We start from the raw sequence: 11204 nt of genomic DNA, 5'->3' as shown, positions 1-11204 counted from the left end.
CCCCGCCGCCGCCCCCTCACCCCCCGCGCCCCCCCACGAGGGGTCTGTCATATCCCGCGCAGTCGCGCCCGCGCCTCCATGAGCGCGAAGCCCAGCAGATTCAGCCCCACCCAGTCGGCCGGGTCCGCCGCCCGAGGGTCGTCCCGGGTGAGACCGATGCCCCAGATCCGGTCGCGGGGGCTCGCCTCGACCAGCACCCGTTCCCCCGTGTTCAGCAGATACTCCCGCAGCGCCGGGTCCTGGCCGAACTTGTGGACGCTGCCCTCCACCACCAGGGCGAACCGCTCCCGCACCCAGACGCTCTCGTCGAAACCGCGGACCTGACGGCCCACCTTCTTCGCCGCCCCCGGGCTGCTCGCCCCGACCGCCCGTATCTCCGCCTGCTCGTCCGCGAAGAGCCGCGCCTTGCCGGCCATCATCCAGTGCTCCGCCGACGCGTACGTCACGGAATCGACCGTGAACGGCGACGGCCACCACTGACTCAGACAGCTCGAACCGAGCACGCCGTCGGGCCGCGGACGGTGTCCCCAGAACAGCAGGTACTTCACTTTCTCGCCACGTGCCACCCTCGCCACAAGATCATCGATATGTCCCATGGCATGGGAGTGTGGCATCCGCCACTGACACTTCGTACGGTGATCTTCTTGTCGACGCGACACATGGTCGACAGATTCCGTCGCGTAACCAAAAGGCAACAACGGAATCACTTGTTGGCATGGGTGCCCTCTGTCAGGATCGGCACTCAACTCGACCAGAAGCTACGCCGCCCCCGCCAGCGGGGAGTGCGGCGGAGGAGAGCGTCATGGGCAAGGGCTTCCACGCGCAGGACCGCTTTGCGGGCGGCGCGCAGTACATCGGCGGAAAACTGCTGTCCGGTACGTCCGGTCGCCACCACGAAGTGGTGAACCCGGCGACGGGTGAAACGGTCTTCCGCTACGAGCTGGCGGGCACCGACGACGTCGACGCGGCCGTCGCCGCGGCCAAGGCCGCCTTCCCCGGCTGGTCGGGCGCCACCCCTGCCGAGCGCTCGGAGGCGATGCACCGCTTCGCCGCCGTGCTCGCCGCGCAGGCCGACGACTTCGCGTACGCCGAGTCCCTCCAGTGCGGCAAGCCGATCAAGCTCTCCACCGAGTTCGATGTGCCCGGCACCGTCGACAACACGTCCTTCTTCGCGGGCGCCGCCCGCCATCTGGAGGGCAAGGCCGCGGGTGAGTACGACGGCGACCACACCTCGTACGTACGCCGCGAGGCGATCGGGGTCGTCGGCTCCATCGCCCCCTGGAACTATCCGCTCCAGATGGCCGCTTGGAAGGTCCTCCCGGCCGTCGCCGCGGGCAACACCATCGTCCTCAAGCCGGCCGAGATCACCCCGCTGACCTCGCTGATGTTCGCGCAGGCGGCCACCGACGCGGGCATCCCGGACGGTGTGATCAACATCGTCACCGGTGCGGGCAAGGACGCGGGCGAGCACCTCGTCGGCCACCCGGACGTCGTCATGACCTCCTTCACCGGCTCCACCGCGGTCGGCAAGCGCGTCGCGGAGATCGCCACCTCCACCGTCAAGCGCCTCCACCTCGAACTCGGCGGCAAGGCCCCCTTCGTGGTCTTCGACGACGCCGACCTCGAAGCGGCGGTCAACGGAGCGGTGGCCGGCTCCCTCATCAACACCGGCCAGGACTGCACCGCCGCCACCCGCGCCTATGTGCAGCGCCCGCTCTACGACGCCTTCGTACGGGACGTCGCCGCGCTCATGGAGACCGTCAGGCTCGGCGACCCCTTCGACCCCTCGACGGACCTCGGCCCGCTGATCAGCCACGCCCAGCGCGACCGGGTCGCCGCCTTCGTCGAGCGCGCCCGCGCCTACGCCACCGTCGTCACCGGCGGCGAGGCCCCCGGCGGCGAGCTCCGGGACGGCGCCTACTACCGGCCGACCCTCGTCGCGGGCGCCGCCCAGGACAGCGAGATCGTCCAGTCCGAGATCTTCGGACCGGTCCTCGTGGTCCTCCCCTTCGACACCGACGACGAGGGCATCGCCCTCGCCAACGACACCCCGTACGGACTCGCTGCCTCCGCCTGGACCCGCGACCTCTACCGGGCCAACCGGGCCACCCGCGAGATCAAGGCGGGCTGTGTCTGGGTCAACGACCACATCCCGATCATCAGCGAGATGCCGCACGGCGGATACAAGGCCAGCGGCTTCGGCAAGGACATGTCGGCGTACTCCTTCGAGGAGTACACGCAGGTCAAGCACGTCATGTACGACAACACCGCGGTCGCCCGGAAGGACTGGCACCGCACGATCTTCGGGGACCGATAGCAGCCGTCGCCCGACCAGCGGCCACACACACCCGAAAGGGCAACGCGTATGGAGCAGTACGAGCCCGAGCACCTCTCCGCCGCCCAGCTGGCGGCCATGAGGCGAAGCCTGACCACAGGCAGGGGCGCCCTCACCCGCCGTTCGATGCTGCGCGCCTCGGGCATGGGCGCCCTCGCGCTCGGCGGCCTGGGCACACTGAGCGCCTGCGGCATCCCGCCCGCCAAGCGCGAGGGTGACGCGGCAGCCGCGTCCGACGACCACTCGGCCAAGGAGAAGCAAGTCAGCTTCTCCAACTGGACCGAGTACATGGACGTCAGCGAGGACGAGAAGGGCCGCCCGACCCTGGAGGCGTTCACGAAACGCACCGGGATCAAGGTCAAGTACACCGAGGACATCAACGACAACGTCGAGTTCTTCGGGAAGATCAAGCCGCAGCTCGCGGCCGGCCAGAACACCGGACGCGACCTCATATGCGTCACCGACTGGCTGGCCGCCCGCATCATCCGGCTCGGCTGGGCGCAGAAGCTCGACCCGGCCAACCTGCCGCACGCCTTCGCCAACCTCGCGCCCCAGTTCCGCACCCCCGACTGGGACCCGGGCCGCGCCTACTCGTACCCCTGGACCGGCATCCCCACCGTCATCGCCTACAACTCCAAGGCGACCGGGGGCCGCAAGGTCGACTCCGTCACGCAGCTGCTCGACGACCCCAAGCTCAAGGGGAGGGTGTCCTTCCTCTCCGAGATGCGCGACTCCGTCGGCATGACCCTGCTCGACATGGGCAAGGACCCCGGGACGTTCAGCGACGCCGACTTCGACGCCGCGATCGGCCGCCTCCAGAAGGGCGTCGACAAGAAGCAGATCCGCCGCTTCACCGGCAACGACTACACCGCGGACCTGAGCAAGGGCGACATCGCCGCCTGTATCGGCTGGGCCGGCGACATCATCCAGCTCCAGGCCGACAACCCGGACATCAAGTTCGCGATCCCGTCCGCCGGTTACATCACCTCCAGCGACAACCTGCTGGTCCCCGCGAAGGCACGGCACAAGACCAACGCCGAGAAGCTCATCGACTACTACTACGAGCCGCCGGTCGCCGCCCAGCTCGCCGCGTACATCAACTACGTGTGCCCGGTCGACGGTGTCCGCGAGGAACTCGCCAAGATCGACGAGGCGATGGCCGCCAACACGCTGATCCTCCCGGACAAGGAGATGGCGGCGAAGTCACGCGCCTTCCGCTCGCTCAGTTCCAAGGAAGAGACGGCGTACGAAGAGAAGTTCGCCAAGCTCATCGGCGCCTGACGCCTCCTCCCCCCGCCCTTCCCCTGACACCACTGGGACTGCGACCCATGACACAGCAGCAGACAGCAGGCGGCGACGTCCGCCTCACCGGGATCAGCAAGACGTACGGCTCCTTCACCGCCGTACAGCCGCTCGATCTGACCGTCCCGCAGGGTTCGTTCTTCGCGCTGCTCGGCGCGTCCGGCTGCGGCAAGACCACCACGCTCCGGATGATCGCCGGACTTGAGGAAGCGACCACCGGCACGGTCTCGCTCGGCGGCAAGGACATCACCGCCCTGCCCCCGTACAAACGGCCCGTCAACACCGTCTTCCAGAGCTACGCGCTCTTCCCGCACCTGGACATCACCGAGAACATCGCCTTCGGTCTGCGCCGGCGCGGCATCAAGTCGGTCAAGAAGCAGGTCGACGACATGCTGGAGCTCGTCCAGCTCGGTGACTTCGCCCGGCGCAAGCCCCACCAGCTCTCCGGTGGCCAGCAGCAGCGCGTCGCCGTCGCCCGCGCGCTCATCAACCACCCGCAGGTGCTGCTCCTCGACGAGCCGCTCGGCGCACTCGACCTCAAGCTGCGCCGCCAGATGCAGCTGGAGCTCAAGCGGATCCAGACCGAGGTCGGCATCACCTTCGTCCACGTCACGCACGACCAGGAAGAGGCCATGACCATGGCCGACACCGTCGCCGTGATGAACGGCGGACGGGTCGAACAGCTCGGCGCCCCGGCGGATCTGTACGAGAACCCGCAGACCACGTTCGTCGCCAACTTCCTCGGCACCTCCAACCTCATCGAGGGCGAGGTCGTCGAGTCCGGTACGGACATCGTCGTCTCGGCCGGCGGCGGAAAACTCAGGCTGCCCGCCGGCCGGTGCTCCGCCCCGGCCGCGACCGGCGGCAAGCTGCTCCTCGGGATACGCCCCGAGAAGATCTCCCTGGCGCACGCCGACGCCGCCGAGCGGATAGCCGCCGGCCGCAACCGCGTCACCGGCCGGATCGTCGACTCCAGCTTCATCGGGGTCTCGACGCAGTACGTCGTGGAGAGCCCCGCGGGCAAGGCACTCCAGGTGTACGAGCAGAACATCGAGCGTGACGCGCGGCTCACCCCGGGCGCCGAAGTCGTCCTGCACTGGAATCCGGCGCACACCTTCGGTCTGGACGCCGCCCAGGACATCGACGCCGGTGTGGAGACGGTGGAGGACGCGGCGTGACGACCACCGAAGCGCCCCCCGCGCCACCCACCGCGCTCAAGGTGCGCAAGCCCTCCGCCCGCAAACGGCTCGTGCCCTACTGGCTGCTGCTCCCCGGCATCCTGTGGCTGATCGTCTTCTTCGCGGTGCCGATGGTCTACCAGGCATCGACCTCCGTACAGACCGGATCCCTGGAGAAGGGGTTCGAGGTCACCTGGCACTTCCAGACCTACTGGGACGCGCTGAAGGACTACTACCCGCAGTTCATCCGGTCCCTGCTGTACGCCGGTTCCGCCACGATCCTGTGTCTGGTGCTCGGCTACCCGCTCGCGTACCTGATCGCGTTCAAGGCGGGCCGCTGGCGCAATCTGGTGCTGGTCCTGGTCATCGCGCCGTTCTTCACCAGCTTCCTGATCCGTACGCTCGCCTGGAAGACGATCCTCGCGGACGGCGGCGCGGTCGTGGACCTGCTGAACACGCTGCACGTCCTGGACGTCACCAGCTGGCTCGGCTGGACCGAGTCCAACCGGGTGCTCGCCACACCGATGGCGGTCGTCTGCGGTCTGACGTACAACTTCCTGCCGTTCATGATCCTGCCGCTCTACACCTCGCTGGAGCGGATCGACGGCCGGCTGCACGAGGCGGCGGGCGATCTGTACGCCACTCCCGCCACCACCTTCCGCAAGGTGACGTTCCCGCTCTCGATGCCGGGTGTCGTCTCCGGCACGCTGCTGACCTTCATCCCGGCCAGCGGTGACTACGTCAACGCGGAACTGCTCGGCTCCACCGACACCAAGATGGTGGGCAGCGTCATCCAGTCGCAGTTCCTGCGGGTCCTGGACTATCCGACGGCCGCCGCGCTCTCCTTCATCCTCATGGCGATCGTCCTGCTGATGGTCACCTTCTACATCCGCCGCTCCGGGACGGAGGACCTGGTCTGATGCCCGCACTGCGCTGGATTCGCCGCAACATGATCGTCATCGCGGGTCTGCTGACCCTCGCGTACATGATCGTGCCGAACATCGTCGTGATGGTGTTCTCGTTCAACAAGCCCAACGGGCGCTTCAACTACGCCTGGCAGCAGTTCTCGCTGGACGCCTGGAAGGACCCCTGCGGCGTCGCGGACCTCTGCTCCTCGCTCTCGCTCTCGTTCAAGATCGCGATCTGGGCGACGATCGGCGCGACCGTGCTCGGCACGATGATCGCCTTCGCGCTGGTCCGCTACCGCTTCCGGGCGCGTGGCGCGATCAACTCGCTGATCTTCCTGCCGATGGCGATGCCCGAGGTCGTCATGGCCGCCTCGCTGCTCACGCTGTTCCTGAACATGGGCGCGGAGCTCGGCTACTGGACCGTCCTGATCGCCCACATCATGTTCTGCCTCAGTTTCGTGGTGACGGCGGTCAAGGCGCGCGTGATGTCGATGGACCCGCGGCTGGAGGAAGCGGCCAGGGACCTCTACGCGGGGCCCGTACAGACCTTCGTCAGGGTGACCCTGCCGATCGCGGCCCCGGGAATCGCCGCGGGAGCGCTCCTCGCCTTCGCGCTCTCCTTCGACGACTTCATCATCACCAACTTCAACGCGGGCTCGACCGTGACCTTCCCCATGTTCGTCTGGGGTTCGGCACAGCGCGGCACGCCCGTGCAGATCAACGTCATCGGCACGGCGATGTTCATCATTGCCGTGACGGTGGTTCTCGTCGGCCAGCTCATCGCGAACCGGCGGAAGAACAACGCACAGCCCTAGAAAGCCCTGAAGGAGTTGGAAACCATGGCCCCAGCTGCCATGCGTACTGCCGCACAATCGCTCGCCGGTGCCAAGCCGGTCTCGTACTGGCTCGACGACCCCGCGAAGCCCGAGGCGCTCCCCGCGCTCATCGGGGAGGAGCGCTGCGACCTCCTCGTCATCGGTGGTGGTTACAGCGGTCTGTGGACCGCGCTGATCGCCAAGGAGCGGGACCCCGGGCGTGATGTCGTCCTGATCGAGGGGCACGAGGCGGGCTGGGCCGCCTCGGGCCGCAACGGCGGATTCTGCGCCGCATCCCTCACCCACGGCCTGGCCAACGGCCTGGAGCGCTGGCCGGACGAGATCAGGAAGCTGGAGGAACTGGGCGAGCAGAACCTCGACGCCATCGAGGCCGCCGTCGCCCGCTACTCCATCGACTGCGAGTTCGAACGCACCGGCGAGATCGACGTCGCCACCGAACCGCACCAGCTCGAAGAGCTGCGTGAATGGCAGCGGGAGACCGAGAAGCTCGGCTTCACCGGGCTGGAGTTCCTGGACCGGGACGCGCTCAGGGCGGAAGTCGACTCACCGACATTCCTGGGCGGTCTCCTGGACCGGCGCGGGGTCGCGATGCTGCACCCCGCCAAGCTGGCCTGGGGCCTGAAGCAGGCATGCCTCGACCTCGGTGTGCGGATGTACGAGCACACCCGGGGGCTCGATCTGATCAAGTCAGGACCGGGGATGGCGGTCCGCACACCGTACGGGCGGATCCTGGCGCGCAAGGTCGCGCTCGGTACGAACATCTTCCCCTCGCTCGTCAAGCGCGTACGCCCGTACACCGTCCCGGTCTACGACTACGCGCTGATGACCGAGCCGCTCAGCGACGACCAGCTGACCTCGATCGGCTGGAAGAACCGGCAGGGACTCGGCGACAGCGCCAACCAGTTCCACTACTTCCGGCTCTCCTCGGACAACCGGATCCTGTGGGGCGGATACGACGCGATCTATCCGTACGGGGGCCGGCTCAGCGCCGATCTGGACCAGCGGCCGGAGACCTTCCTCAAGCTCGCGGGTCAGTTCTTCGAGTGCTTCCCGCAGCTCGAAGGCGTGCGCTTCACCCACGCGTGGGGAGGCGCGATCGACACCTGCTCGCGCTTCTCCGCCTTCTTCGGTACGGCGCACCAGGGCCGGGTCGCCTATGCGGCCGGATTCACCGGGCTCGGCGTCGGCGCGACCCGGTTCGGGGCCGATGTGATGCTGGATCTGCTCTCCGGCGAGCGGACGGAGCGGACCGAGCTGGAGATGGTCCGTTCGAAGCCCGTCCCCTTCCCGCCCGAGCCGTTCGCCTGGGCCGGTATCGAACTCACCAAGAGGTCGCTGGCCAGGGCCGACAATAACGGCGGCCACCGCAACCTGTGGCTGCGGACGATGGACAGGATGGGTCTCGGCTTCGACAGCTGAACCGCCACGCTGTGGCCCGGTTCACACCGAAAGGCGTCCGAACCCGCGTAATGAACCGGGCCCGGCCCTCTCTCTCCCGTGAACGCACCGGCAGGATCCTGCCGGTGCCCACGTGAACGGGGAGGCACGCCATGACCGGCCCGGGGGCAAAGTCCGCAGTCGAATGGCTCGCATCAGCGGCACCCGATCCCGGCGCCTGCCGGTGGGAATGGGAGCGCAACCCGCAAGGGATCGCGCTCCTGCCCGCCGGCAGGCGCTGGGACGTGCTGATTCTTCCGGGGGAGCTCGGCTATCCGACGCTCGACGTGCTCACCCGTCTCATCGACAGGCCAGGCCCCGTTCTCGCCGATTTCGGCGATGCCCGGATGGGCTTCTTCGTGCCGCCGGGCACCGTGACGCGCTGGATGGGCAGCGGAGTACGGGGCGCCGGCCGGGGCACCTGGATCGTCGTCCCGTATCCCGGCCGGGCCTCCGGCGGGGTGCGGTGGATCATTCCGCCGGACGGCTCGGGGGCGCTCACCGACCCGTCCCTGCTGGAACTCGCGATGCACGAGGCCGCCGGGGCGGCTGCGCGGGACGCCGACGGGGGTGGCGGCGGCCGGGACTGAGCGGGGTCCGGGGTGAGTGCCGCGGTGCCAGAGGTCTTGACAAGCTGATTGGTCTGGACCATGTTGTGGCCCGCCGCACCCAATTCCCCCCTGCACGGAGGCTGTTGTGGAACGTACGGGACCCCCCACCCGATTGTCCGGGCTTCTCGCCGCCCTCACGGCGGCCCTGCTCGCCGCCACAGGACTGGTCGCGACCGCACCGTCCGCCGTCGCCGCCGACGCCGAACTGGCCCGCAACGGCGGCTTCGAGGCCGGCCTGGATGGCTGGAGCTGTACGGCCGGCAGCGGAGCCGTCGTCAGTACGCCGGTCCGCAGCGGCACTTCCGCGCTGCGGGGCACCCCGGCCGGCAGCGACCACGCCAAGTGCTCCCAGACCGTCACGGTCAAGCCCGGTTCCACGTACACCCTGAGCTCCTGGGTGCAGGGCAGTTACGTCTACCTGGGCGCGTCCGGCACCGGCACCGCCGACGTGTCCACCTGGACCCAGTCGCCCGGCGCCTGGAAGCAGCTGACCACCACGTTCACGACCGGCGCGGCCACCACATCGGTGACCATCTACACCCACGGCTGGTACGGCACCCCCGCCTACTACGCGGACGACCTCAGCCTCATCGGCCCCGGCGGCGACCCCGTCGTCCTGCCCGCCGTCCCCGCCGGACTGAGGGCGGGCACGGCCACCGCGTCCACCGTCCCGCTGACCTGGAACGCCGCCTCCGGAGCCACCGGCTACAACGTCTACCGGGGCGGTACGAAGGTCCTCTCGGCCACCGGGACCTCCGCCACCGTGACCGGCCTGGCCGCCTCGACCGCGTACAGCTTCCAGGTCACCGCGGTCAACGCCGCCGGTGAGTCCGCCAGGTCGGCCGCCGTGTCCGCCACCACCACGACGGGCGGCGGCGGGGGCGGCGGAGACCTCCCGGCCCACGCCCTCGTCGGCTATCTGCACTCCAGCTTCGCCAACGGCTCCGGCTATACGCGGATGGCGGACGTGCCCGACTCCTGGGACGTCATCAACCTCGCCTTCGGCGAGCCGACCTCCGTCACCTCCGGCGACATCCGCTTCTCGCTCTGCCCGGCCGCCGAGTGCCCGAACGTCGAATCCGCGGCCGAGTTCAAGGCGGCCATCAGGGCCAAGCAGGCCGCGGGCAAGAAGGTGCTGATCTCCATCGGCGGCCAGAACGGTCAGGTGCAGCTCGCCACGACCGCCGCCCGTGACACGTTCGTCTCCTCGGTCAGCAAGATCATCGACGAGTACGGGCTGAACGGCCTGGACATCGACTTCGAGGGGCACTCCCTCTCGCTGAACACCGGCGACACCGACTTCCGCAGCCCGACGTCACCGGTGATCGTCAACCTGATCTCGGCGGTGAAGACCCTCAAGGCGAAGTACGGCTCCGGTTTCGTCCTCACCATGGCCCCGGAGACCTTCTTCGTCCAGCTCGGGTACCAGTACTACGGCTCCGGTCCCTGGGGCGGTCAGGACCCGCGCGCCGGGGCCTATCTCCCGGTCATCCACGCGCTGCGCGACGACCTCACCCTGCTCCACGTCCAGGACTACAACTCGGGGTCCATCATGGGCCTGGACAACCAGTACCACTCGATGGGCGGCGCGGACTTCCACATCGCCATGACCGACATGCTCCTCACCGGCTTCCCGGTCGCCGGTGACCAGTCGAAGGTCTTCCCGGCGCTGCGTCCCGAGCAGGTCGCCATCGGCCTGCCGGCCTCGACCCAGGCGGGCAACGGACACACCTCACCCGCCGAGGTCACCAAGGCGCTGAACTGTCTGACGAAGAAGACCGACTGCGGCAGTTACCAGACACACGGCACGTGGCCCGCACTGCGCGGGCTGATGACGTGGTCGATCAACTGGGACCGCTTCAACCAGTGGGAGTTCTCGAAGAACTTCGACGCCTACTTCGGCGGCTGAGCACCCACAGCGCCACCAGCAGCACCCCGCTCAGGCACCAGCTGGCGACCACGTCCAGCGGCCAGTGGTAGCCGCGCAGCACCAGACCGATGCTCGTCGCCGCCGTCAGCAGGACGGCGGCGGCGGGCATCATCCACGAGCACTTCGGATACGAGCGCTTCAGATACGGGAGCAGGAGCATCGCCGCCGCCCCGTACGCCACGGCGGACGTGGCCGTATGGCCCGACGGGTAGTAGCCGGTCGCCTCGGTCAGGGGGCCCTGCCGGTCGGTCCACAGCTTCAGCGGGATCACCAGCGCCGGTATGGCGGCCATCGCGAGCGCGGCGTACAGCGCCTCGCGGCGCGCGCCGCGCACCAGCGCGAAGACGATCGCGCAGCCCAGCACCGGGAGCGCGACCTGCATATTGCCGAGATCGGTGAAGACCTCCGCGAGCCCGGCAGGACCGCGGCCGGCCAGCGCCCCGCTGATGCGTTCGTCGGGGCCGAGCAGGGGGCCTTCGGCCACGACCTGCCAGGTGATGAGCGCGAAGACCGCGAGCAGCGAAGCCACCACGGAAATGAGAGGAGCCGGTCGCCCAGGAACAGGGGGGGTTGTTCCTGGGGGCGCCGCGGGGTGGGGTTGGCGCGCGGCCCCGGGGGGGTGGGGGGGGGGGCGCGCCGAGAGGGGGTGTGTTAGGGGGGCCGAAGC

10 protein-coding genes are annotated in these 11204 nt (G+C 68.8%); 8 read left to right on the top strand and 2 right to left on the bottom strand.

The features are described 5' to 3' along the window. Nucleotides 1-47: 47 nt before the first annotated feature. Nucleotides 48-596, bottom strand: coding sequence for an NADAR family protein (locus ACWGO0_RS35115; RefSeq protein ID WP_453544162.1), 549 nt, complete (start codon nucleotides 594-596; stop codon nucleotides 48-50). Between the two features lie 206 nt (nucleotides 597-802). Here ACWGO0_RS35115 and ACWGO0_RS35110 point away from each other — a divergent pair, with 206 nt between their 5' ends. The 8 genes from ACWGO0_RS35110 to ACWGO0_RS35075 all read left to right on the top strand — a co-directional run bounded on the left by ACWGO0_RS35110 (nucleotide 803) and on the right by ACWGO0_RS35075 (nucleotide 10516). Next, the gene (locus ACWGO0_RS35110) at nucleotides 803-2317 is read left to right on the top strand and encodes a gamma-aminobutyraldehyde dehydrogenase (RefSeq protein ID WP_453544160.1); all 1515 of its coding nucleotides are present in this window, start codon (nucleotides 803-805) and stop codon (nucleotides 2315-2317) included. 48 nt (nucleotides 2318-2365) lie between these two features. Further along, nucleotides 2366-3616, top strand: a complete 1251-nt coding sequence (locus ACWGO0_RS35105) for an ABC transporter substrate-binding protein (protein ID WP_453544158.1) — start codon at nucleotides 2366-2368, stop codon at nucleotides 3614-3616. A gap of 47 nt (nucleotides 3617-3663) precedes the next feature. Beyond that, nucleotides 3664-4815 carry an ABC transporter ATP-binding protein gene (locus tag ACWGO0_RS35100; protein WP_453544156.1) on the top strand — a complete coding sequence of 384 codons (1152 nt, stop codon included), beginning with the start codon at nucleotides 3664-3666 and terminating at the stop codon, nucleotides 4813-4815. Then, the gene (locus tag ACWGO0_RS35095) at nucleotides 4812-5735 is read left to right on the top strand and encodes an ABC transporter permease (RefSeq protein ID WP_453544154.1); all 924 of its coding nucleotides are present in this window, start codon (nucleotides 4812-4814) and stop codon (nucleotides 5733-5735) included. The genes ACWGO0_RS35100 and ACWGO0_RS35095 overlap by 4 nt, the downstream gene beginning before the upstream one ends. Then, the gene (locus tag ACWGO0_RS35090) at nucleotides 5735-6538 is read left to right on the top strand and encodes an ABC transporter permease (RefSeq protein WP_453544152.1); all 804 of its coding nucleotides are present in this window, start codon (nucleotides 5735-5737) and stop codon (nucleotides 6536-6538) included. The genes ACWGO0_RS35095 and ACWGO0_RS35090 overlap by 1 nt, the downstream gene beginning before the upstream one ends. Nucleotides 6539-6562: 24 nt before the next feature. Further along, on the top strand, nucleotides 6563-7978 hold the full coding sequence (locus tag ACWGO0_RS35085; RefSeq protein WP_453544150.1) for an NAD(P)/FAD-dependent oxidoreductase: 1416 nt from the start codon (nucleotides 6563-6565) through the stop codon (nucleotides 7976-7978). A 131-nt stretch (nucleotides 7979-8109) separates the two neighbouring features. After that, nucleotides 8110-8586 carry a hypothetical protein gene (locus ACWGO0_RS35080; RefSeq protein WP_453544148.1) on the top strand — a complete coding sequence of 159 codons (477 nt, stop codon included), beginning with the start codon at nucleotides 8110-8112 and terminating at the stop codon, nucleotides 8584-8586. Nucleotides 8587-8692: 106 nt separating this feature from the next. Continuing rightward, on the top strand, nucleotides 8693-10516 hold the full coding sequence (locus ACWGO0_RS35075) for a chitinase (protein ID WP_453544146.1): 1824 nt from the start codon (nucleotides 8693-8695) through the stop codon (nucleotides 10514-10516). Here ACWGO0_RS35075 and ACWGO0_RS35070 read toward each other — a convergent pair. Further along, complete coding sequence (locus tag ACWGO0_RS35070; protein ID WP_453544164.1) at nucleotides 10467-11066, bottom strand: phosphatase PAP2 family protein; 600 nt, start codon at nucleotides 11064-11066, stop codon at nucleotides 10467-10469. The genes ACWGO0_RS35075 and ACWGO0_RS35070 overlap by 50 nt on opposite strands. Nucleotides 11067-11204 lie beyond the last annotated feature (138 nt).

The organism is Streptomyces sp. NPDC055749 (genome assembly GCF_053617235.1).
The sequence above is the reverse complement of the archived record's forward strand: the minus strand, read 5'-3'. Positions and strand labels throughout refer to the sequence as shown.